This is a genomic window from Sphaerisporangium sp. NBC_01403 (assembly GCF_045040145.1).
GTDB classification, from domain to species: domain Bacteria; phylum Actinomycetota; class Actinomycetes; order Streptosporangiales; family Streptosporangiaceae; genus Sphaerisporangium; species Sphaerisporangium viridialbum.
The window spans coordinates 2,372,668-2,395,349 of sequence record NZ_CP109534.1 but is presented as its reverse complement, the minus strand read 5'-3'; the positions used below and the strand labels follow the sequence as shown (position 1 = coordinate 2,395,349).

Annotated in this window: 21 protein-coding genes; 10 read left to right on the top strand and 11 right to left on the bottom strand. The window is 68.6% G+C overall.

All coding sequences use genetic code 11. The features are described 5' to 3' along the window. Positions 1 to 19 precede the first annotated feature (19 nt). The 3 genes from OG589_RS10565 to OG589_RS10555 form a co-directional block, all read right to left on the bottom strand. Positions 20 to 205, bottom strand: a complete 186-nt coding sequence (locus OG589_RS10565) for a CstA-like transporter-associated (seleno)protein (RefSeq protein WP_405148282.1) — start codon at positions 203 to 205, stop codon at positions 20 to 22. Then, positions 205 to 2,379 carry a carbon starvation CstA family protein gene (locus OG589_RS10560; RefSeq protein ID WP_405148280.1) on the bottom strand — a complete coding sequence of 725 codons (2,175 nt, stop codon included), beginning with the start codon at positions 2,377 to 2,379 and terminating at the stop codon, positions 205 to 207. Before OG589_RS10560 ends, OG589_RS10565 begins: the two co-directional genes overlap by 1 nt. A gap of 118 nt (positions 2,380 to 2,497) precedes the next feature. After that, positions 2,498 to 2,734: a DUF3311 domain-containing protein gene (locus tag OG589_RS10555; RefSeq protein WP_405148279.1), complete on the bottom strand. Its 237-nt coding sequence runs from the start codon at positions 2,732 to 2,734 to the stop codon at positions 2,498 to 2,500. A 162-nt stretch (positions 2,735 to 2,896) separates the two neighbouring features. On the opposite strand from OG589_RS10555, the gene OG589_RS10550 reads away from it, so the two are divergent. Genes OG589_RS10550 through OG589_RS10540 form a run of 3 tightly spaced genes read left to right on the top strand, consistent with a single transcriptional unit; the run spans position 2,897 to position 5,324 of the window. Then, positions 2,897 to 4,429, top strand: coding sequence for a sodium:solute symporter (locus OG589_RS10550; protein ID WP_405148277.1), 1,533 nt, complete (start codon positions 2,897 to 2,899; stop codon positions 4,427 to 4,429). Next, entirely contained in the window at positions 4,426 to 5,043 is a 618-nt protein-coding gene (locus OG589_RS10545) for a sigma-70 family RNA polymerase sigma factor (RefSeq protein ID WP_405148275.1), read from the top strand. The genes OG589_RS10550 and OG589_RS10545 overlap by 4 nt, the downstream gene beginning before the upstream one ends. Continuing rightward, entirely contained in the window at positions 5,040 to 5,324 is a 285-nt protein-coding gene (locus OG589_RS10540) for a hypothetical protein (protein WP_405148274.1), read from the top strand. Before OG589_RS10545 ends, OG589_RS10540 begins: the two co-directional genes overlap by 4 nt. Before the next feature lie 107 nt (positions 5,325 to 5,431). Here the strand turns inward: OG589_RS10540 and OG589_RS10535 are convergent, their stop codons facing one another. The 4 genes from OG589_RS10535 to OG589_RS10520 form a co-directional block, all read right to left on the bottom strand. Then, positions 5,432 to 7,126 (bottom strand): GAF domain-containing protein, encoded by a 1,695-nt coding sequence (locus OG589_RS10535; RefSeq protein WP_405148273.1) that lies wholly within the window; start codon positions 7,124 to 7,126, stop codon positions 5,432 to 5,434. 132 nt (positions 7,127 to 7,258) lie between these two features. Then, complete coding sequence (locus OG589_RS10530) at positions 7,259 to 8,113, bottom strand: universal stress protein (protein ID WP_405148272.1); 855 nt, start codon at positions 8,111 to 8,113, stop codon at positions 7,259 to 7,261. 239 nt (positions 8,114 to 8,352) lie between these two features. Continuing rightward, entirely contained in the window at positions 8,353 to 8,802 is a 450-nt protein-coding gene (locus tag OG589_RS10525) for an Hsp20/alpha crystallin family protein (RefSeq protein ID WP_405148271.1), read from the bottom strand. A 79-nt stretch (positions 8,803 to 8,881) separates the two neighbouring features. Beyond that, a complete protein-coding gene (locus OG589_RS10520) occupies positions 8,882 to 9,862 on the bottom strand; it encodes an Acg family FMN-binding oxidoreductase (RefSeq protein WP_405148270.1) in 981 nt (326 codons plus the stop codon). A 211-nt stretch (positions 9,863 to 10,073) separates the two neighbouring features. On the opposite strand from OG589_RS10520, the gene OG589_RS10515 reads away from it, so the two are divergent. Together OG589_RS10515 and OG589_RS10510 are read left to right on the top strand one after the other, a co-directional pair. Then, positions 10,074 to 10,640, top strand: coding sequence for a hypothetical protein (locus OG589_RS10515; RefSeq protein ID WP_405148269.1), 567 nt, complete (start codon positions 10,074 to 10,076; stop codon positions 10,638 to 10,640). Between the two features lie 345 nt (positions 10,641 to 10,985). Then, positions 10,986 to 11,657, top strand: coding sequence for a CBS domain-containing protein (locus OG589_RS10510; RefSeq protein WP_405148268.1), 672 nt, complete (start codon positions 10,986 to 10,988; stop codon positions 11,655 to 11,657). A gap of 344 nt (positions 11,658 to 12,001) precedes the next feature. Here OG589_RS10510 and OG589_RS10505 read toward each other — a convergent pair whose 3' ends face one another. After that, positions 12,002 to 12,742 carry a DUF4253 domain-containing protein gene (locus tag OG589_RS10505; RefSeq protein ID WP_405148267.1) on the bottom strand — a complete coding sequence of 247 codons (741 nt, stop codon included), beginning with the start codon at positions 12,740 to 12,742 and terminating at the stop codon, positions 12,002 to 12,004. Positions 12,743 to 12,801: 59 nt separating this feature from the next. Next, the gene (locus OG589_RS10500) at positions 12,802 to 14,025 is read right to left on the bottom strand and encodes an IS30 family transposase (RefSeq protein ID WP_405148265.1); all 1,224 of its coding nucleotides are present in this window, start codon (positions 14,023 to 14,025) and stop codon (positions 12,802 to 12,804) included. A 204-nt stretch (positions 14,026 to 14,229) separates the two neighbouring features. On the opposite strand from OG589_RS10500, the gene OG589_RS10495 reads away from it, so the two are divergent. Together OG589_RS10495 and OG589_RS10490 are read left to right on the top strand one after the other, a co-directional pair. Beyond that, positions 14,230 to 14,871: a response regulator gene (locus tag OG589_RS10495; RefSeq protein WP_405148263.1), complete on the top strand. Its 642-nt coding sequence runs from the start codon at positions 14,230 to 14,232 to the stop codon at positions 14,869 to 14,871. Between the two features lie 52 nt (positions 14,872 to 14,923). After that, complete coding sequence (locus tag OG589_RS10490; protein WP_405148262.1) at positions 14,924 to 15,328, top strand: pyridoxamine 5'-phosphate oxidase family protein; 405 nt, start codon at positions 14,924 to 14,926, stop codon at positions 15,326 to 15,328. 53 nt (positions 15,329 to 15,381) lie between these two features. Here OG589_RS10490 and cydB read toward each other — a convergent pair whose 3' ends face one another. After that, positions 15,382 to 16,194, bottom strand: a complete 813-nt coding sequence (gene cydB / locus OG589_RS10485; protein ID WP_405148261.1) for a cytochrome d ubiquinol oxidase subunit II — start codon at positions 16,192 to 16,194, stop codon at positions 15,382 to 15,384. 342 nt (positions 16,195 to 16,536) lie between these two features. On the opposite strand from cydB, the gene OG589_RS10480 reads away from it, so the two are divergent. From OG589_RS10480 to pflA, 3 genes are all read left to right on the top strand, one after another. Beyond that, positions 16,537 to 19,155 carry a GNAT family N-acetyltransferase gene (locus OG589_RS10480; RefSeq protein ID WP_405148259.1) on the top strand — a complete coding sequence of 873 codons (2,619 nt, stop codon included), beginning with the start codon at positions 16,537 to 16,539 and terminating at the stop codon, positions 19,153 to 19,155. Between the two features lie 157 nt (positions 19,156 to 19,312). Beyond that, positions 19,313 to 21,574: a formate C-acetyltransferase gene (gene pflB / locus OG589_RS10475; protein WP_405148258.1), complete on the top strand. Its 2,262-nt coding sequence runs from the start codon at positions 19,313 to 19,315 to the stop codon at positions 21,572 to 21,574. Next, positions 21,571 to 22,356: a pyruvate formate-lyase-activating protein gene (pflA, locus tag OG589_RS10470; protein ID WP_405148256.1), complete on the top strand. Its 786-nt coding sequence runs from the start codon at positions 21,571 to 21,573 to the stop codon at positions 22,354 to 22,356. The genes pflB and pflA overlap by 4 nt, the downstream gene beginning before the upstream one ends. 164 nt (positions 22,357 to 22,520) lie before the next feature. Here pflA and rpmF read toward each other — a convergent pair whose 3' ends face one another. Next, positions 22,521 to 22,682: a 50S ribosomal protein L32 gene (rpmF, locus tag OG589_RS10465; RefSeq protein ID WP_405148254.1), complete on the bottom strand. Its 162-nt coding sequence runs from the start codon at positions 22,680 to 22,682 to the stop codon at positions 22,521 to 22,523.

The window sequence follows — 22,682 nt, the reverse complement described above, 5'->3', positions numbered from 1 at the left end:
TGGGACGGCCTGGTCCCGCTCAGCAACACCTGATGTCAGGGCTGCCGCCCCGCCGGTCGGCTCGTCGCCGTTCGTACTCCCGCCGGGAAAGCGCCGGCACGTTCGGGTCGGAGCGGTGCTCGGCGAGGTAACGGTCGTACTCGCCCTCACCGGTGAGCTCGCGCAGGTACCACCGGGCGAAGCGGAACAGGGAACGCACGGTCATCAGCGTTCCGCGCCTGTTTCGCTGGTACTCGCACCCACTTGCGCAAGCTCATGACGTTCCATGGCAGTGGTGAACAGCCCTGCGGAAGCGACGAGGCTGGACTCGACGTAGGGCGCCTCGGCCAGGGGCAGCGGCTCCCGCGAGCGCAGCGCACGGATGCACGCGACCGTCGCGCTGCCGATCACGACCAGGACCAGGACCGCGAACAACGCCGCGAGGACGCCGTCCACGGTGGAATTGACGACGACCGCATGCATGGCGTCGAGGTTCTTGGCCGGGGGGAGCACCTTGCCCTCGGCCAGCGCGCCGGCGTAGCGCTCCCGTTGGGCGAAGAAACCGATCTTGGGGTCGTCATGGAAGACCTTCTGCCAGCTCGCGGTCAACGTCACCGCCGCGTCCCAGGCGAGTGGGACGCCGGTGACCCATGCCCACCTGAGCTTGCCCGACTTGATCAGGATCGTGGTGCAGAGAGTCAGCGCGATCGCGGCGAGCAGCTGGTTCGCGATACCGAACAAGGGGAACAGCTGGTTGATGCCGCCCAGCGGGTTGTTGACACCGGTGTAGAGGAAGTAGCCCCAGGCCAGCACGACCACGGCGCCGGTCCCCCAGAGGCCGGGCTTCCAGCTGACCCGGCCGAGCGGCTTCCAGATGTTGCCGAGCGTGTCCTGCAGCATGAAGCGCCCGACCCTGGTGCCCGCGTCCACGGTGGTCAGGATGAAAAGCGCCTCGAACATGATCGCGAAGTGGTACCAGAACGCCTTGAGCCCCGCGCCGCCGAAGACTCCGGAAAGGATCTCCGAGATCCCGACGGCGAGGGTTGGGGCACCGCCGGTACGGGCGATCACACTGTTCTCGTGGACCGCCGCGGCGGCGGCTCGGAGATCGTCCGGAGTGATGATGAAGCCCAGTTTCGCCACCGCGGCCGCCGCACTCTCCGGCGTGGTGCCGAGCAGGGCGGCCGGCGCGTTCATCGCGTAGTACAGCCCTGGTTCGAGTACGCAGGCGGCGATCAGCGCCATGACGGCGACGAACGACTCCATGAGCATCGCGCCGTACCCGATCAGGCGGACCTGCGATTCCTTCTGGATCATCTTCGGGGTGGTGCCGGAGGCGATGAGCGAGTGGAAGCCCGAGAGCGCGCCGCAGGCGATGGTGATGAACAGGAACGGGAACAGCGTCCCGGAGAAGACCGGCCCGCCGCCACTGACGGCGAACTTGGTGACCGACTCGGCCGAAAGGTCCGGCGCGGCCACCAGCACACCGACCGCGAGCAGCCCCATCGTGCCGACCTTCATGAACGTCGACAGGTAGTCACGCGGGGCCAGCAGCATCCACACCGGAAGCGCCGATGCCAGGAAGCCGTACACCACCAGGCAGATGACCAGGGCCTGGGGACTGAGAGTGAAGGCGTCGGCCCAGCGGGAGCCCTCGACCCAGCCGCCCCCCACGATGGCCAGCAGCAACAGCCCGACACCGATGACCGAGGTCTCCATAACCCTGCCCGGCCGCAGCACTCGCAGGTAGAAGCCCATGAACAGAGCGATGGGAATGGTCATCGCGATGGAGAAGGTGCCCCACGGTGATTGGGCGAGAGCGTTCACCACCACGAGGGCGAGGACCGCCAGCAGGATGATCATGATGGCGAACACCGCGAGCAGCGCGGCGGCGCCGCCGATCGGGCCGATCTCCTCACGGACCATCTGCCCGAGGCTCTTGCCGTCACGGCGCATGGAGAAGAACAGGGTGACCATGTCCTGAACGGCGCCGGCCACGATGGCCCCGACGATGATCCATATCGTCCCCGGCAGGTAACCCATCTGCGCGGCGAGGACCGGCCCGACCAGCGGCCCCGCGCCGGCGATGGCGGCGAAGTGGTGACCGAGCAGCACCCGCCGGTCGGTCGGGTGGAAGTCGACCCCGTTGTCCAGCCGTTCCGCGGGGGTCGCGCGGCGGTCGTCGACGCCGAGCACGCGCCTGGCGATGAAGCGGGAGTAGAAGCGGTACGCGATCGCGTACGAGCCGAGGGCGGCGCCCACCAGCCAGATCGCCGAGATCGGCTCACCGCGGGACAGGGCCAGGACGCCCCAGGCCAGGGCGCCCGCTACCGCGACCACCGTCCAGACGAGTATCGACCTGGGGGTGACTCTCGAACCGGCAGTACCAGGTCTGGGCATACGTGATCCTCCTCAATCAGGGCAGCACAAAGCGATGGAACGGTGCTGTTGTCCGCGGAATACGACCGCTCAGAGGCCGGACGGCGGCCGAGCGGCGTCGATGACGATGACGACCGTGCTAGAGATGATCACGATCTCGGGGTGGGCGTTTCCCTCCACGCCGGAGCAGGTAGGCGGCGCCCATGAAAACGATGCTCCCCGGCACCCACATGAGCTGATACCAGAAGAAGAACCTCATCCCCGCCAAGTGCGGGGTCTCATGTGGATACCAGGGCACCCATAGGAGCGCCGCGACGGGGATGGCGAGGCAGACACCCGCCGCGACGCGCCGCGGTGATCGAATCGGCTTCGCCATCACACCCTCCGGAATCTTCTACGGGTCTCGTTGCAAGGGTTGCGAAGGCCGGCGATCCGGATTACACGGATTTCACGGAGATTTCGTGTCAACCAACTGTGAGAACTACGCAACATAGGGATATTGCGAAGGCGTGCTGGACGGTGGCGAATGATCGACCCGATGAGTGCAGTGACCTTCTTCGGCGTGCTCGGCGGCACCTCCCTCATCGCGGTCACCGCACGCCGTTTCCGGCCGCCCCCCGAGCTGCCGACCCTGGAGAGCTGGGCACTGGCGGATCGCCGGCTCGGCACGCCGATGACCTGGTTCCTCCTCGGAGGGACGATCTACACGTCCTACACCTTCGCCGCCGTACCAGGCCTGGTGTACGGCACGGGGGCGCTCGGATTCTTCGCGCTGCCGTACACCGTGATCGTGTACCCCCTGGCGTTCGTCCTGCTCCCCCGGCTCTGGTCGCTGGCACGGCGGCACGGCTACATCACCGCCGCCGACTTCGTCAGGGGACACTACGGCTCCCCGGCGCTCGCGCTGGTCGTCGCGATCACCGGTGTGCTGGCGACCATGCCGTACATCGCGCTGCAGATCGTCGGCATCCGGGCGGTGCTGTCCGCCGGCGGGCTGTACCCGCGGGGGGTGCTGGGCGACCTCGCGCTGGTCGCGGTGTTCGCGGTGCTGGCCATGGCCACCTACCGGCACGGCCTGCGCGCCCCGGCGATCATTTCGGTGGTGAAGGGCGTGGCCGTCTTCAGTTCGGTCCTCGCCGTCTCCTTCCTCGTACTCGACCGGCTCGGCGGACCCGGGCCGATGTTCGACGGCGCGGAGCGCGCACTGTCGTCCCGGACGACACCCCAGGTCTCGCTGACCCTGGAGCCGAGCCTGTTCCCCGTGTACTCCACGCTCGCGGTCGGCTCGGCGCTCGCCCTGCTGATGTACCCCCATGTGCTGACCGCCGCCTTCGCCGCCTCAGGTCCGGACACGCTGCGCCGCACGTCGATCGCGCTGCCGGCGTGGACCGCGATGCTCGGGCTGTTCGCGATGCTGGGCGTCGCGGCTCTCGCGGTCGGCGTCCAGGCACCACCCGGCAACGCCGAAGCCGCCGTCCCCCTGCTGGTCAGGGAACTGATGCCTGCGGCACTCACCGGCCTGGTCTTCGGCGCCCTCGCCGTGGGCGCGCTCGTACCGGCCGCGGTCATGTCGATCGCGGTGGCGACGTCGTTCGTCCGCAACATCTACGTCGAGTACTTCCACCCGACGGCCACGCCCAAGCACCAGACGCGGATCGCACAGATGATCTCACTCGGCGCCAAAGCAGGCGCGGTCGTCTTCGTGTTCGGGCTTCGCGACCAGGACGCCATCAACCTGCAACTGCTCGGCGGCGTCTGGATCCTGCAGATCTTCCCCGCCGTCGCCATCGGTGCGTTCACCCGCCGGCTCCACCACCAGGCGCTGCTGGCCGGCTGGGTGACCGGCATGGCCGCCGGCACCCTCATGGTGGTCTACAGCGGCTTCTCGTCGTTGGTACCCCTGGGCCTGGGCGGACAGGGCGTACAGGCATACGCCGCGGTCGTGGCGCTGGCTCTCAACCTCGCCGTCGTCTTGGCACTCACCCCGGTCCTCAACCGGCTGAGCGGATCACGCATCCAGGCCGAGCGCGGTCCGATCAACACGCCACCTGAAGCGGAGACGGTCCCATGACGAGGATCCTGCCGGACACCCGGCTACGGGCGCCGCGCGAGACGGACCCGATATCCCGGGAGATGTCCGCGGTGATGACCGAAGAGCCGCCCGCCCTCGCGGACCGCTCAGCCCCCCTCCCACCGGCCGCGGACCCGGAGACCGCGGTGACCCGGCTGTTCGAGACGCACTACACCGGTCTCCTCAGGCTGGCCGTGCTCCTCGGCGCCGACGACGCCGAGGACATCGTCGCCGAGGCGTTCTGCCAGTTGCACCACCGATGGAATCGACTGCGGTCGGCCGAAGCCGCCCTGCCGTACCTGCGCTCGGTGGTCTGCAACCTCACCCGTATGCGGCTGCGCCACCTCCAGGTGGTCCGAAAACACGCGGATTGGAACACCGGATCAGAGCAGTCGGCTGAGAACATCGCCTTGCTCCACGACGAACACAAAGCACTCATCACCGCCCTCCAGGAACTATCGGTGCGTCAACGCGAGGCGCTGGTGCTGCGATATTGGCTCGGCCTACGCGAAAGCGACATCGCCGTGGCCATGGGCATCTCCTGCGGAGCGGTCAAGGCGCACACTGCTCGCGGCATGGCCGGCCTCACCAAGAGCCTGCAGGAGCGACGATGACCACCGGCCCGTCCAGCACGGAAGACCAGCTGCGCGCAGTGCTCAGCATCCTCGCCGACAACGTCGAGGCGGCACCGGACGCCTACCGCAAGGTTCAGGGTGAATGGCGACGCCGGGAACGCAGGCGCCGCCTCACGCTGGCCATCCTGATCGCGGTCGTCTTCGCCGTCGCCGACATCGCCGGCCTCTGGGCACTCAACCACTCCCCCGACCAGCCGCACATCGTCTTCAACGAGCCGGCCCCGCCCCTGTCGCACGCCCCGCTCCCCGGCAGGCCATGAACCTCGCCGCCAGAGACCGAACGCGCGCTCTTCGGAGCGGCCTGGTTAACCGACGGATGGATAAGAAGCAAGTTCGTCCAGCCTGTCCCGGGGTGCCGCGGCCGGTGCTAGGCGAGGGGGACCCGCCATTCCAGGTGGGTGCCTCCGGTTGGGGGTGAGGTCACCTGGAAGGAGCCGCCGAGACGGCTGGCGCGTTCTTCGAGGTTGCGCAGGCCGCTGCGTCTGCCTTCCGCCGGGACTCCGACCCCGTTGTCCTCCACGACCATGGTCAGCCACCCCTCGTGGACACGGGTCGTCACGTCGGCTCGGGAAGCCTTCGCATGGCGTACCACGTTGGACAACGCCTCACGCAGCACGGCCGGGACCTGTTCGGCGATCTCTGGGGACACTCCGTTGTCCAGCTGGCCTTCCATGCTCAGTCCCGGCATGAACCCCAGGTGGCCACGCGCGGCCTCCACCACGTCCACGATCTGGGCGCGCAGGCTTGGCGTGCCCGGCTGGCTAGGGGTCTGGAGGGCGAAGATGGTGGAGCGGATCTGCCGGATGGTGCCGTCGAGTTCGTCGATCGCATTCTGCAACCTGGTGGAGGCCTCCGGTCGTTCAACCAGGCGGACCGCGCTCATAAGCGTCATGGCCACCGCGAAGAGCCGCTGAATCACGACATCGTGCAGATCCTTGGCGATACGGTCGCGATCCTCCAGCAGCCCCAGCCGCTCGGCGTCCCTGCGGGTCTCGGCCAGTTCCAGCGCGACGGCCGCCTGCCCGGCGAAGGCATGAAGGGTGCGCAGCTCGGCGTGACTGTATGGACTGCGCCCCGGACGCTTTGCCAGGGACAGCACACCACGCACGACACCCGGAGCGCCGAACGGAACAGCCGCTACCGGGCCGACCGGAACAGACTGGGCGAAGGCGATGAGGACATCGCTTTCCGCTGGGCTCTCCACCATGAGCGGCTCACCGGTCACGAAGGCCCGGCCGGCGAGTGAGCCGGCGACCTCTTCGGTGGTGTACTGCTTCTCGTCCTGGCCGTCCTCGAGAAGGAGGCGGAGGGTGCCCACCTCGTCACCGGGGAGCAGCAGCGCCACCACGTCGGCATTGGCCATCTCCCGGGCCCGCCGTGCCATCAACGCGAGCACCTCTCGCGGTTCGGCTCCGGACAGCAAGCGGGTGGTGATCTCCGAGGAGGCCTCCAGCCAGCTCTCGCGACGCCGGGTCTCCTCATACAGCCGGGCGTTCTCAATGGCCACACCGGCCGCGGTGGCCAGGGCGACGACGATCGCCTCGTCTTCGTCGTCGAACTCGCCGCCTCCCCGCTTCTCGGTGAGGTACAGGTTGCCGAACACCTCGTTTCGGACCCGGACCGGCACGCCGAGGAAGCTGCCCATCGGCGGATGCCCCGGAGGGAAGCCGTAGGACTCGGGATGCTGGGAGATATGGGTCAGCCGCAGTGTCTGGGGCTCCTTGATGAGCAGCCCGAGCAGTCCGAGGCCGTGCGGCCAGTGCTCGATCCGGGCGATCTCCTCCTCACTCAGCCCTACCGGGACGAACTGCACCAGCGTGTTCTCATCGCCGATCACTCCCAGCGCGCCGTAGCTGGCATCCACCAGGGTGGCGGCGGTTTCCACGATCCGGTGCAACACGGTTTCCAGATCGAGATCGCTCCCTACCGAGACGACCGCGTCCAGCAACCCGTGCACGCGGTCGCGGGTGGCCAGCACGGCCTCCAGTCGTGTCCGCAGCTCCGACAGCAGATCGTCCAGCCGCATGTGCGGCAGAAGCGAACGAAGCTTGTTGTCCGTCATACCAGGGAGTTTGACACCAAGTAGTCGTCTAGGCCCACGCGCCCTCTAGCAAAGTGCCCTCAGGGCGAATCAGCCCGGCTCCGTTCTCTTTCAGCACGCTCCGCTGCAGGCGGATGGAGAACGGTTTCGGGGTCAGGAACGGACGACGGCCACGGGACAGGAGGAGTGGTGCAGGAGAGCTCGGCTGACGGAGCCGAGGAGCAGCGCACCGACCGTGCCTCTGCCGTGGGAGCCCACGACCACAAGGTCGGCTCTCTTGGACGCCTGGGTGAGCGCGTCGACGGGGTGGGCGCACTGAACGTCCTCTATAACTGTGACGCGGGGATACTTGCCGCCCAGGGTCGCCAACCTCTGAGCCAGGAGTTGGTGCTGGGCCCGTCGGACGTCGTCCATGTCGTAGGGGATCCCGGGGACGTAACCGTGCCGGGGCGACAGCCACGCATGGAGGGCACGAAGCGTGGCGCCACGGAGCAGTGCCTGCTCGAAGGCGTAGGCCAGGGCGGGCTCGCATTCGGCGGAGTCGTCCACTCCGACGACGATCTCGCCGTGCGTGGCCTCGGCGTCCGGGCGTACGACGACCACGGGGCAGTGAGCTTGCCCTGCGACGTGGCCGCTGACCGAGCCCAGCATGGCGCCGGCGAAGCCGCCCAAGCCCCTGCTGCCGACCACGATCTGGGCGGCGTCCTTCTCCTGGTCGCGAAGTACCGCGGCGGGGTACCCCTCGATCATCTCGGTCGTCACCGTGGCCTCCGGCCGGTGTCGCAGAGCGCGGGCCGCGGCATCGGCGAGTATGCGTTCAGCGGCATGAACCAGCGTGTCACCGGCATCGGGAGGAGCGGGGTACCTCGCGATGCTGTAAGGCCAGCGCTCCACCACCGAGACGATGTGCAGGGGTACCTTCTTGCGCGTGGCGTCATCGACGGCCCACTCCACAGCGGCGGCTGCGGAGACCGAACCGTCAGTACCCACCACGATCCTCTTGGACATGATCCCTCCCTTGCCTGGCCATCCGCCCAGCGGATGGGGCCATTTCTGTTGGGTCAGGCGAAGCATCTTCCGTTCCCACGAGCGGCCTTTTGTGGCTAACTCGCGGAACCGGTGGGATGATCAACACTGGGCACTTCGCGTGATGCAACCCTGTTCAGAGCGGATTCACCACAGACATGATGACCCTCCTTCGGGTCCTCGCGGGCCCGCTGTGAGGGCGGGCCCGCGAGGGAACGTCTTCAGCTCTTCTTCTCGGCCTTGCCGGCCTTGCCGGCGGTACTGCCGACGAAGATGCGCCTGCCTTCCTGCTTCTTCTCCGCGAGCTTGACGCTGACCTCGAGGATGCCCTGGTCGTAGACGGCCTTGACGTCCTTGTCGTCCGTCCCGGGCGGCAGCGCGATGGACCGGGTGAACGAGCCGTACCGGAACTCGGTGCGGTGCCCGTCCTTCTCCTCGTGGTGACGCTCGGCGTGAATCGCGAGGATCCCGTCCGTCAGAGTGATCTCGAGATCCTTGTCCGGATCGACGCCGGGCAGCTCGGCACGGACCACATACCGGCCATCCATGACGTAGTCCTCGAACCGGATCGACTGCCCCATCGCGGGCCTCAGGCCCGCCAGTGGGGCCTCAAGCCAGTCGATGAGGTCGGGGAGGAATCCCCTCGGCTCTCTGCGCACCGGTGTGCTCATCGGTCCACCTCCATCTTCTGTTCGACCTTCAACCCCATCCCATCTATCGGCCCGCGTCAGGCAAAGAAGGCGGAGGTCCTCAAGGGCAGGGTCTTTGGGCACGACCGGTCCGTAGTTCTGCCGGAAGGCGGCGCGGCGCGCGCGGCACGGCGGGGCCGTACCCCAGCCTGATGATCATCTGGGGATGTCCGCGCCGGTGGTGGGGATCAGCGCGGTGGCGCATGTCCCGCAGATCGAGGGGCTGGTTCAGGAACGAAGCCGAGACGCCATGCGCGCTCGCGAGGAGCAACACCCGCTGCAATGCCTGCCCGGCTCGCAGCCAGTCTGCGGGACGGTCGCCGGGAGTGGTGAGCACCGCGATCTGCGGCTGATGCTCGAAGTGCTCGGCAGGCCGGTCCGGATGCGCGCCGAAGTCACGGATCGCAGTCGAGTCGCCGGCCGGGCGTGGGCCGAGGACGTAGGAGGGCAGGCCGTCGTAGTGGGTTCCTCTCATCGTCCACGCCCGCAGCTCCGCCAGGTAATCGTGGTCCCCGGTCAGCTCCTCCTGGGCGATCGCGACGTAGTCGAGCAGGTCCGCTGCCCCGCGCCCGTTCAGGGGGACGAGATTGGCACCTTGTCTGGATGCCGCGATCCGCAGCTCCGCCAGCACCCCGGGCGGGACTCGCCTGTCGCTGAACGGCTCGCGGTTGGTACGTCGCCGGCCGATGTTGGCATACAGCTCCTGTTCGGTCACAGACGGCGTCCGTGGCTCCGGCATGTGGACGGTGGCCAGCAGGTGCCGCTCGCACCGGGGGTCGGGCAGCAGCAAGGTCAGGGGTTGGTATCCGGCCACACGGATGGCCAGGCGCAGGTTGAACAGGGCGGCGCCACAGCTCACGTGCAGGGAGCGGCCACGCGGGTCGCTTGTCCTGAGCCTGCGGTCAGGATCGGCGAGCACCTCGATGCACTTTCCGGGTACGACCCGAAAGCGCCACGGCTGGGTGTTGTGGACCGAAGGTGCCTGGCCGGCCGCGGCCAGCAACCAGCGGACACCGAGGTCTGTGGCACCGGGAAAGGGCATGACGTACCTCCTTCAGCGACGTGCATCGACGTGCATCGACGTCTTGAGGCTCGTGTCCTGGCCGGGCGGGTGACAGAGCCTAAGGTCCCGGATCGATCAGGACGTCCGGCTGGACAGGCCAAGCCGGACGGCACTGCCTGATGGAACGGCGAAACGATGTGATGAGGGCGGAAGAAAACAGTGACCCCCGCACTGAAAGGGAGGGCCAGCCATGGCACTCACCGAAGGGCGCCACCAGAATGACGCCGCTGCCCATACCCCCGTCGTAAAGGTCGAGCGCCCGCGCGGGGAGGCCCGGCCCGTCGAATACGCTTGGGCCGTCGCCCGCATCGCCATCGGGTGGGTCTTCCTGTGGGCCTTCCTCGACAAGCTCTTCGGCTGGGGCTTCGCCACCCCGGCCAACCGCGCGTGGATCCACGGCGGCAGCCCGACCACCGGCTTCCTCAAGGGCACCACCGAGCACACCTTCGGCGGGTTCTTCGCCGGCCTGGCCGGCCAGCCCTGGGTCGACTGGCTGTTCATGATCGGCCTGCTGGGCATCGGCACCGCCCTCATCCTCGGGGCAGGCATGAAGATCGCCGCCACCACCGGAAGCCTGCTCCTGGTGTTCATGTGGGCGGCCGAACTCCCCCTGGCCACCAACCCCTTCATGGACGAGCACATCATCTACACCATCGTGCTGGTCGGCCTTGCGCTGGTGGGGGCCGGCAACACGCTCGGCATCGGCGAATGGTGGGGCGACACCCGGCTCGTCAGGCGCTACCCCATCCTCAAGTAGGCCTCTGATCAACCACGGCTCGCCCGCTCTTCACCGACGAAGGGCGGGCGCCGACGTTTACACATGCCTGGTATGCGGACCCCTGCCCACCGCGGACTCCGCCGTACCGGCCACACCGACGACCTCGATATCGTCCTCGGCCCCCGGCAGGGCCAATACGCCACGTCGCACTCGCTTCCCTTCCTGGTTATCCGAAGAAAAGCACCGGCGAATTCGGTTGAATCTCTTATAGCGACATGACCTGGTCCCAAAGGCCGACGAACGTCCTTTGACTCGGGGACCTTTACCACTGACCAGGTGAATCCTTCCTTAGACATCGTTGGGATGAGGAAAAGGAGGTCCGTCATGACGATGAAAGTCAAAGATGTGATGGGGAGCGTAGCCATCACCGTGCCGCTGGACGCGCCGTTCGTGGAGCTCGTCGACACGATGCGGCGATTCGATGTGGGCGCCGTCACCGTGATCGATTTCGACCGCCGACCCGTTGGAGTGGTCACGGCCGACGACGTACTGCTGAAGGAGATCCATCCCGAGGCGAAAGCCGGCGCTCTCTTCGAGAGCCGCAGGCGACGCGGCGAGCAGCGGAAGGCCGCAGGCACCACTGCCCAGCAACTGATGACGAGCCCCGCCATCACCGTGACCGAAGGGACGTCGGTCCGCGAAGCGGCTCGGCTGATGCACGCCAGGCACATCAAGCAGTTGCCAGTGATCAATGTCATGACCGGTCGCGTGACGGGGACCGTCCACCAGAAAGACCTGCTGAAGGTCTTCACTCGTCCGGCTGGTGACATCGAGCGCGATGTCAGGCAGATGATCGAGCAGGCCAACGTCACCGGCGACGGATTGGACGTGGCCGTCGATGCGGGAGTCGTGACGCTGACCGGACGGACGGCTCTGCGCTCCGAGGCCGCTCATCTCGCGAGGTCGGCCGAGACGGTCGACGGCGTTGTCGGCGTCATCGCCGATCTCACCTTCATCCAGGATGACCAGGCATTTGTCCCCCCTGTGTACCTCTAGCGGCCAAGGGCCCGTCCGCATCCGGGGGCGCTTTCTAGGGATCGTCGCAACACAGTGATCACTTACTGGCAGCGGTCAGCATAGCGCGAGCCGACTGGGTCTCCGTGTTCTCCGCGTTGCGGGAAGGCGAAAACCCAGTCGGAGGCCAGGGGGTCGGTCAACGTGGGTGACGTGAAGCTGACCGAGCTCATCCTCGGCATAGTGCTCGACGAAGAGCTGTACGAAGCGGCTGGTACGGGGCTCAGAGAGATTTGGAACGGAATCCGGCGTTTACGCGGTTCCCGCTGGTCACCAGGCTCCCCCACCTTTGGGTGAGGAGCCCGGCTCTTCGTGCACTGTCGACGTCAGTCCCACCAGAAGGACCAATGGCCGGAGCCGATCAGTGCTTCGGCATAGTCCTCGAAGTCTCCGCAGCCCTGCCAGATGGTGTCCGGGGAGAACGCCTCATGCTCGGCCGCCACCTGGTGGGCGTGCTCCAACGTGGTCGGTGGTGCGGCCACGGACAGCTCGAGCGTGTCGTAACCCACGGCCACCACACGAGCCCCGAACCGCTCTTCCCACGAACGGACCACGACCGAGATCTCCTCCGTCTCGTTGGTGTGGTTGCATGGTCCGGTCCATCCGCACAGCGTCAGCGTGTCCGCGCCGCGCGTGGCTGGGACCAGGCCGAGCAACCGGGGGCAGGCTGAGCCGAGGGACTCGGCGAGCAGCGCGGCAGCCGTGTCCGGATCCCGGCCCGACACGCCCGGCGGTGCCAGTCCGGGCCAAGGGCCGAGCGGACCGGAGGTCCAGAACCCGATCAGTACGTTCTCGGCGGTCAGCGCGTCGATGGCACCGATCGGCGCGGCATTGAGTTCGCCGTCGTGCCACGGTCGTCCGGAGTTGTCCTCGAGTGCGTCCAGCAGCAGCGGGTAAAGGCCGGTCTTGTCGCGAAGTTCGAAGAGTCGCCGCCAGTGTCGTCCCGCGTCAGGAAGCTGTTGGTCCGAGACCCACATGACGGGGCTGTCAGAGCCGCGTTCGGGCGTCACCAGACGGCCCGGTGGCAGTCCGTCGGGCAGCGCGTTGAGTGGCGATTCGTGGTGCATACCGCAGAAGTTAGCGACATGCTCTGACGTTCTGGAGCGCTTTTGAAACAGGCCCTCGGTCAGGCGCAGGTCGTCAGGAGCTCCGTGAGGCGTTCAGCCGGGGTGTCCCAGTCGAGCGTCTTGCGAGGTCGGGAGTTCAATTCTGCGGCAACGGCGTCGAGCTGGTCGCAGGTGTGGACGGACAGGTCGGTGCCCTTGGGGAAGTACTGGCGGAGCAGGCCGTTGGTGTTCTCGTTGGAGCCACGCTGCCATGGGCTCGCCGGGTCGCAGAAGTAGACCGGGATGTCGGTGGTGAGGGTGAAGGCGCCGTGGGAGCCCATTTCTGATCCCTGGTCCCAGGTGAGGGATCGCAGCAGGTGGCGTGGCAGGGTCGTGACGGTCTGGGTGAGAGTCTCGCGCATCAGTTCGGCGCTGCGGCCGTGAGGAAGGTGGATGAGCATCACGTAGCGGGTGCTGCGCTCGACGAGGGTGCCGATGGCGGAGTTGCCGTTCTTGCCGATGATGAGGTCGCCTTCCCAGTGGCCGGGCACGGCTCGGTCGTCGGCTTCGGCGGGTCGCTCGCTGATCATGACCATGGGCGTGCTGTAGCGGGGTTGGCGCTGCTGGGCCAGGCGGCGGGGCTTGCGCATGGCGCGGCCGGTGCGCAGGGCCCGGGTCAGCTCGCGGCGCAGCTCGCCGCGGCCTTGGACGTAGAGCGCCTGGTAGATGGTCTCGTGGCACACATGCATCTCCGCCTGCTCGGGGAAGCTCTTGCGCAGGCTCTGGCAGATCTGCTCAGGACTCCAGCGCTTGTGCAGGTGGTCCTGAATGTATGCCCGCAACTCGGGGTTTTGCCCGATCTTGCTGGGCTTGGGGCGAGGCCGGCGCGCGTCGGCTCGGGCCTGGGCCGCGTGCGGCCGGTACTGGCCGTTGCTGGGGTGGCGGTTGCGGCGGATCTCCCGGCTGATGGTGGAGGGCGCGCGGCCGAGCTCTCGCGCGATCTCACGGATCGATACCTTCTCTCGCACCCGGTCGGCGATGTGGATCCGGTCGGTCTCGTTCAGGTAGCGGCCACGCACGTCTGGGGGCGCCGCCGAGGTGATCGGCGGCGCCCCCACGTTCTTGCCGGTCGGATTGCGTCCGTTACGCCATCGTCGTCCGGTCCGGGAGTTGATGCCGATGATCCGGCATGCCTCCTGGTTACTCAAGCCCTGCTGCACGAGCCGCAAGTATGCCGCCCGCTCGCGGGACAGCGCCCTGCGGCCCCGAGTGCGTTCCCGGTCCTCTCGGATCTCGAAGTCCATCGCATCCCCTCATCTGGGGTGTTGCGACGACCACTAGAAGAGAAGCTCGTGGGACGGGCCCTTGTGCGTACAGGTGACTCGCCTTAGGGGATGGACCCGCGGTCTGAATGTCGTCGTCCACGGCCGGCGTCAGCACGTGCGGCCCTCGTTGGAGGGGACCTTGGTCCCTACCGGTAAGGCCCAGCGCAGCCTAAATTTCGCGTCATGTTTCGCGTTTTCCTCCTCGACGACCACGAAGTCGTCCGCCGCGGCGTCGCGGCCTTGCTGAATTCCGAGGACGACATCGAGGTCATCGGCGAGGCCGGTACGGCCGAGTCGGCGATCGCCCGCATCCCGGCGCTACGCCCTGACGTGGCGGTGCTCGATGTTCGTCTGCCCGACGGCAGCGGGGTCGACGTGTGCCGCGAGGTACGTTCCCGGTTGCCGGAACTGGCGTGCCTGATGCTCACCTCGTACGCCGACGACGACGCGCTGTTCGACGCGGTCATCGCCGGGGCCTCGGGGTATGTGCTCAAGCAGATCCACGGCTCCGACCTGGTCGGCGCGGTTCGCACGGTCGCCGGCGGCCAGTCGCTGCTGGACCCGCAGACCACCGCCGCGATGCTGCAGCGACTGCGCGACCAGGCCACCAGGCGGGACCCCCTGGCCGCGCTCACCGACCAGGAGCGCCACATTCTTGAGCTGATCGGCGAAGGGCTGACCAACCGGCAGATCGGCGAACGGCTCTTCCTGGCGGAGAAGACCGTGAAGAACTACGTGTCGAACCTGCTGAGCAAGCTCAGCATGCAGCGCCGTACGCAGGCCGCGGCCCTGGCGGCGCGGATGAAGGCGGAAGGGCACGGCTGAGGTGACTTTCGTCCCTGAGCACGGGCCGCCGAAGCAGCCGAGCGCGGAGGCCATGAAACTCGATTCCGCCGGCCTGCAGGTGCTGACCCGTGAGGAGTGTCTTCATCTGTTGTCGCTGACGCCGATCGGGCGAATCGTCTTCACCGACCGCGCCTTGCCCACCGTGCAGCCCGTGAACTACCACCTCGACGGCGAGGACATCGTCATCCGCACTGCCGCCGGCTCGAAACTCGCCGCCGCCACCCGCAACGCCGTCGTCGCCTTCGAGGCCGACCAGATCGACGTGGGCATTCGGAAGGGGTGGTCGGTCACCGCCGTCGGGCACGCCAGGGCGGTGACGGAGTCCTCGGAGGTCGAACGTCTCGCGGCGTTGCCGCTGGTCCGGTGGGCGCCGGGCGGCCAGCACCATTTCATCGTCATCCAGGCGGAACAGGTCTCCGGGCGGCGCATCATCTGAGCGGGACACGCGTGGTGAGACTCCGGCCGCGGTTCCGCCGGAAGACCTCCTGCTCAGCTCGCTGTGAGCCGCTTGCGGAACACCCAGTACGTCCACGCCTGGTAGGCCAGTACCACGGGTGTGAACATCCCGGCGACCCACGTCATGACGGTGAGCGTGTACGGGGTCGAGGAGGCGTTGTCGACGGTCAGGCTGTGGACGGCGTCCAGGGCGGGCATGACGTCCGGCCACAGGTTCCCGAACAGGGTCGCGGTGACCGCCACGATGGCCACCGCGTTGGCGGTGAACGCCCAGCCGTCCCTGCCGCGGATCGTCGCGGCCAGGGCGCCGGCGACACCCACTGCGGCCACGGCGGCGGTGACCCAGGTGGCGGGCTTTCCGGAATCGAGCTGGGTGACCAGCAGGAACGCCCCGCCGATGACCAGGGCCAGAAGCCCGAGCCGCCGGGCTACCCGGGCGGCGGCCTCACGCAGCTCTCCCTCGGTGCGCAGGGCCAGGAACACCGCGCCGTGCAGCGTGAACAGCGCTAGAGTGGCCGCTCCGCCGAGCAGGGCGTAGGGGTTGAGCAGGTCGAGCAGCGTGCCGGCGTACTCGTGCCTGGCGTCCAGCGCGACGCCGTGGACGATGTTCGCGAAGGCGACCCCCCACAGGAACGCCGGGACGAGCGAGCCCCAGAACAGGGCGCGGTCCCAGCCCCGGGTTCCGTCACTCTTGCTCCGGTACTCCAGTGCCACCCCGCGGAGGATGAGGGCCAGCAGGATGAGGAAGAGCGGCAGGTAGAAGCCGCTGAACAGGGTGGCGTACCACTCCGGGAACGCGGCGGGACGAACAAGAAGTGGTAGACGGTCGTGATGCCGAACTGCCATCGGGACAGGTCAAGGACGTCCATCAGAGCTCCGGGATTGGTAGGCGCTCCCGGAAGGGTCCGGCACCCGATGGCACCGGCCCCAGGGCCCACGGGCCTCACGCGGTGGGACCTTGGTCCCTTCGAGCCCGGTGAAGTACGTCCGCGCGGGGCCGGTCGTCCGGCACACGGCGGCCGGCGGACCAAAGTCCCCGTTGCGAGGGCCGTCTGGCACTGCCGGCCATATGCCGGTGGACGGGACGGTGGCGGTGGACTTCCGAAGGATGACGCGATGACCGCTTCAGGACCGGGCACGTGCCGACCCGGGCACCTCGTCGTCCTGCCACCGAATTGGAGACCTGTCATGTCCGAGGAATGCGACGTCCTGCTCCGTGACGGCGGCATCGCCCACGTGCGCCCGCTCGCGCCCGGCGATCTCGCCGCCCTCCGGGAACTCGTCGACCGCACGTCGGAGCGTTCCGCCTACCTCCGGTTCTTCACCGGTGGCCGGGCGACGGCACACGCCCACATGGACCGGATCACCGGCCAGGACCGGGAGGGCCTGGTGTTGATGGCGACCGTCCACGACCGGGCGGCCGCCGTGGCGGAGTACACCCCTACGGCCGACCCGGGTGTCGCGGAGATGGCGATCCTGATCGATGACGCCGCCCAGGGACTGGGGCTCGGCACGCTGCTGCTGGAACACCTGGCCATGCGGGCCGCGGCCGACGGCATACGGCAGCTGACCGGCGAGGTGCTCGCCGAGAACCATGCGATGCTGGCGCTGCTCCATGATCTCGGGCTGCCGGTGGACCTGCGTTTCGACGGCGCCCTGGTACATCTGCGCATCGACCTGAAACCCGGTGGCCGGCTGGTGGAGAGTGTGGCGGCCCGTGACCACGAGGCCGAGCGGGCATCACTGACACGCGTGCTGACCCCGACGTCCATCGCGGTGGTGGGCGCGGGCCGCGACCCGTCGGGGACCGGGCACAAGGTGCTGCGCAACCTGATCGACGGCGGTTTCCCCGGCCCCGTACATCCGGTGAATCCAAAGGCGACGCAGGTGGCGGGGATCCAGGCGTACCCGGACGTGCGCGCCGTCCCCGGACCTGTCGACCTGGCCGTGGTCGCCGTGCCCGCGCATGCCGTCCTCGGTGTGGCACGGGACTGTGCGGCGGCCGGCGTCAAAGGTCTCGTGGTCCTGACGGCCGGGTTCGCCGAGAACGGCGGCCGGGACGCCGAGCGGAAACTGGTGGCGATCTGCCGGTCCGCGGGCATGCGCATGGTCGGCCCCAACTGCCTGGGGGTCGTCAACACCTCGGCCCGGATGAACGCCAGCTTCCTGCCCCAGGCCATGACCGAGGGGCACATCGCCGTGCTGTCCCAGTCGGGTGCGGTCGGCGCGGCCCTGCTGGAACGGCTGCCCATCTCCTCGTTCGTCTCAGTGGGCAACAAGGCCGACGTGAGCGGCAACGACCTGCTCGAATACTGGGAGGACGACGAGGCCACCCGCGTCGTCGCGCTCTACCTGGAATCGTTCGGCAACCCGCGCAAGTTCGCCAGGATCGCCGCACGTGTCGGCCGCCGCAAGCCGGTACTGCTGGTCAAGAGCGGCCGATCCGGGGCCGGTGACCGCGCGGTGCGCTCGCACACCGCGGCCGCCGCCACACCCGACGTCGCCGTGGACGCCCTCGTGCGCGCGGCCGGAGTGATCCGCCTGGACAGCGTGCGCGACATGCTCGACATCGCCAGGCTGCTGGCCGCCCAGCCGCTGCCCGCCGGCCGCAGGGTCGCCATCGTCGGCAACTCCGGCGGCCCGGAGGCGATGACCGCCGATGCCTGCGAGAGCAACGGCCTGATCGTCCCCGAGCTCACGCCCTCATCCCGGTTCGCCGCACGGGTGTCGCCCTCGGCCGCGCTCGGAAACCCGGTGGACCTCACCGCCGATGCCTCGGCCGAGCAGATCGGCCTGGCCGTCGAGGAGTTCCTGCGCGAGCCGGACGTCGACTCCATCCTGGTCGTCTACACACCGCCGTTCGGGTCCGGCCTGGAGGCGACCGAGAAGGCGATCGCCGAGGCGACGCGGACGGCGGCGAAACCTGTGGTGGCCTGTGTGATGGGCCAGGACGGAGTCATCGACGACCGCATCCCCGTCTACGCCTTCCCCGAGCAGGCCGTCCACGCACTGGCCCGCGCCGCCGCCTACGCCGAATGGCTGCGTACGCCGGTGGAACGCACCGAGCCCACCGGCCGCGAGGGCGACCGGCGCGCCATGGAGATCGTCCGATCCGAACTCGCCGCCCGGCCGGACGGTGGCTGGCTCGACCCGGCCACCACCGAACGGCTGCTGCGCTGCTACGACGTGAGCATCGCCGAGTCGATCGACGTGGACGACCCGCAAGGTGCCGCCGAGGCCGCGGCCGCGCTCGGGCTACCCGTCGTGCTCAAGGCGACCGGACCCGTGCACAAGAGCGACGTCGGCGGCGTCCGGACCGGACTCACCACGCCCGCGGCGGTGCGGCAGGCCTACCTCGACATGAAGGCGGCCGTCGGGACCACCATGACCGGCGCGATCGTGCAGCGCATGGTCCCCGAAGGCGTCGAGATCATCGTGGGCGGAGTCAACTACCCCGCGTTCGGCCCGCTCGTCATGGTGGGCATGGGCGGCGTCACCGCCGACCTGCTGGCCGACCGCGCCTTCCGGGTGCCGCCGCTCACCGTGGACACCGCCGCCGAGATGATCGCCGACCTTCGCTGCTCGCCCTTGCTCTACGGCTACCGCGGCCGGCCGAAAGCCGACGTCGGAGCGCTCGCCGGCCAGATCACCCGCGTCGGCCGTCTGCTCGACGCCCTCCCCGAAGTAGCCGAGCTCGACCTCAACCCCGTCATTGTCACCCCCGGTGGCGCGATCGCCGTGGACGCCCGCGTCCGGCTGGCCCCATGCGGCCCTTCGCCATCGCCGTACACCCGTCAGCTCCGCTGACGACGGCTCATCCCCGGCGTCCACCGCAGCCGATCGCGCCCGGCGCCGTCGCCGCCGGAGGACCTTCGTCCCGCTGATCAGGGACCTCCGATCGATGAGTCCGGGGTGGCGGTGGACGAGGTTTGAAGCGAGACATCGACACGAGGAGGTTCGCGAGATGACGGTCACAGCGGATCGGCCGCAGGCGGTCGGGCATGAGGCCTGGCGCGGGTTCCTGGGGACTGCGTGGCGTACGGCCATCGACGTGCGCGCGTTCATCCAGGACAACTACACGCCCTATGAAGGCGACGAGTCGTTTCTGCGGGGGCCGACGGACCGCACCCTGGCCATCTGGGCGAAGATCTCCGGGATGCTGCCCGAGGAGCGGCGCCGCGGCGTGTACGAGGTCGACGCGGCGACACCATCGTCCATCACCGCGCACCCCCCGGGATACATCGACCGAGCCCGCGAACTGATCGTGGGCCTGCAGACCGACGCGCCGCTGAAGCGGGCGATCATGCCCGCCGGCGGCCTGCGGATGGTGGAGAACGGGCTGGCCGCGTACGGCCATACGCTGGACCCGCGGGTGCGGGAGGTCTTCACCAAGTACCGCAAGACCCACAACGACGGCGTGTTCGACGCCTACACCCCCGAGATCCGCGCCGCCCGCCGCTCCGGGGTCATCACCGGCCTGCCCGACGCCTACGGCCGGGGCAGGATCATCGGCGACTACCGGCGGGTCGCCCTCTACGGCGTCACCCGCCTGGCCGAGGCCAAGAAGGCAGAACTGCACAGCCTCGACGACGCGTTCTCGACCGACGCCGTGATCCGGGACCGGGAGGAGTTGTCGGAGCAGCTCCGCGCGCTGGACGAGCTGGTGCGGATGGCCGCCTCCTACGGATGCGACGTCTCCCGGCCCGCGGCGAACGGGCACGAGGCCGTCCAGTGGCTGTACCTCGCCTACCTCGCCGCGGTGAAGGAGCAGAACGGCGCGGCCATGTCGCTCGGCCGTACCGCCACCTTCCTGGACGTGTACCTGCAGCGCGACCTGGCCGAGGGCACGATCACCGAGGAGCGCGCCCAGGAACTGGTCGACGACTTCGTGATCAAGCTGCGCGCCGTCAGGTTCCTGCGCACGCCCGAGTACGACCAGCTCTTCTCCGGCGACCCCACCTGGGTGACCGAGTCGATCGGGGGCATGGGCGAGGACGGCCGCACCCTGGTCACCCGGACCGGTTACCGCTATCTGCAGACGCTGCGCAACCTCGGCCCCGCGCCCGAGCCGAACCTGACCGTGTTCTGGTCGCCGCGGTTGCCCGAGCCGTTCAAGCGGTTCTGCGCCCGGCTGTCGATCGAGACCAGCGCCATCCAGTACGAGAACGACGACCTGATGCGCCCCTGCCACGGCGACGACACCGCGATCGCGTGCTGTGTGTCGGCCGCTCCGGTCGGCAAGCGGATGCAGTTCTTCGGCGCTCGCGTCAACCTGGCCAAGACGCTGCTGTACGCGATCAACGGCGGCCGTGACGAGATGACCGGCGAGCAGGTCGGCCCCGCACTGCCGCCGGTGACGGGCGAGTACCTCGACTACGAACAGGTCGCCACCGCGTTCGACCGGATGATGGACTGGCTGGCCGCCACGTACGTGAACGCGTTGAACGTCATCCACTACATGCATGACAAGTACGCCTACGAGCGCGTCGAGATGGCCCTGCACGACTACCCGGTCAAGCGCACCCTCGCATGCGGCATCGCCGGGCTCTCGGTCGCCGCCGACAGCCTCTCGGCGATCAAGCACACGCGGGTCAGGGTGATCCGCGACGAAAGCGGCCTGGCGGTCGACTACGAGGTCGAGGCCGGCTACCCGGCCTTCGGCAACAACGACGACCGCGCCGACGGCATCGCCACCGGCCTGGTCCGCTCCTTCATGGCGAAGCTCCGCCGTCACCCCGCCTACCGCGACGCCGAGCACACCCAGTCGGTGCTGACCATCACCTCCAACGTCGTGTACGGCAAGCACACCGGCAACACTCCCGACGGTCGCCGCTCCGGCGAGCCGTTCGCGCCGGGCGCCAACCCGATGAACGGCCGCGACCGGCACGGCGTGGTCGCCTCCGCCCTGTCGGTGGCCAAACTGCCCTACGACCAGGCTCGGGACGGCATCTCACTCACCACCACGATCACCCCGGAAGGCCTCGGCCGTACCGAAGAGGACCGGGTGACCAACCTGGCCGGCGTGCTGGACGGCTACACCGACGCGGGCGGGTTCCACATGAACGTCAACGTCCTCACCCGCGCCGTGCTGCTGGACGCGATGGAGCACCCGGACCGGTACCCGCAGCTCACCATCCGTGTGTCGGGATACGCGGTGAACTTCGTCCGCCTCACCCGTGAGCAGCAGCAGGACGTGGTGAACCGCACCTTCCACGGATCGCTGTGAAGACCGGCGAGACGGCGCGGCCGGAGGGGGCGGGCGAATCCGGCCCACCCCTTCCGGGTGGCGGCGTCATCAGCTCCTGGGACACCTCGGTCGGCGTCGACGGCCCGGGAACCCGGTTCGTCGTTTTCACCTGCGGCTGCCCGCTGCGCTGCCTGTACTGCCAGAACCCCGAGACCTGGCGGATACGCGACGGCCACCGCGTCACGACCGACGAGGTCATGGCCGAGGTGGAGAGATACCGCCGCTTCATCACCGTCGCCGGCGGCGGGGTCACCCTCAGCGGCGGCGAGCCGCTGTCACAGCCCCGGTTCACCGCCGAACTGCTGCGCCGCTGTCATGACAGCGGCCTGCACACCGCGCTGGACACTTCCGGCTTCCTCGGCGACCGCGCGACCGACGCGATGCTCGCCGATACCGACCTGGTCCTGCTGGACATCAAGTCCTCCGACCCCGTGGGCTACCGCCGGCTGACAGGCGGCGAGCTGGAGCCGACCCTGCGCTTCGCCCGCCGCCTGGCTGCTCTGGGCCGTCCGGCATGGGTCCGTTTCGTGCTGGTTCCCGGGATCACCGACGACCCTGGGAACGTGGACGGCGTCGCCCGCTTCGTGGCCGGCCTCGGCAACGTGGAACATGTCGACGTGCTCCCCTTCCACCGCATGGCGGTAGAGAAGTACCGGCGCCTGGGGCTGACGTTCCCGCTGGGTCATGTGAGCGGGCCGGGAGCGGAACTACTCGACCGCGTCCACGCGCAGTTCCGTGCGCATGGGGTGCCAAGCCTGTGAGGGTGCCATCGAGCACTCGGCGAGCACGTGGTTCGAGGAGCCCGTCCCCTCCGATGACCTCCAGATCCTGGACACCTCCAGGGTGCACCGCTGCCCGGGGCAGGCGGTCACGCCTGGCTCCGGTCACCCGCCGCAAGGCCCTCGCGGGTGACCGGAGCTCGCGGTCATGTCATGAACCCCCGCTGGTAGGCGCGGACGAGGCGGCGGGGCACCAGCAGGTCCCGTCCGTTCACGCGGACTGGGACGAGGGCGGGGGTGGCCGCCTTCCACTGGCTGCGGCGGTGCCGGGTGTTGCCGCGGGAGGTTCTGCTCTTGGGCACGGCCAC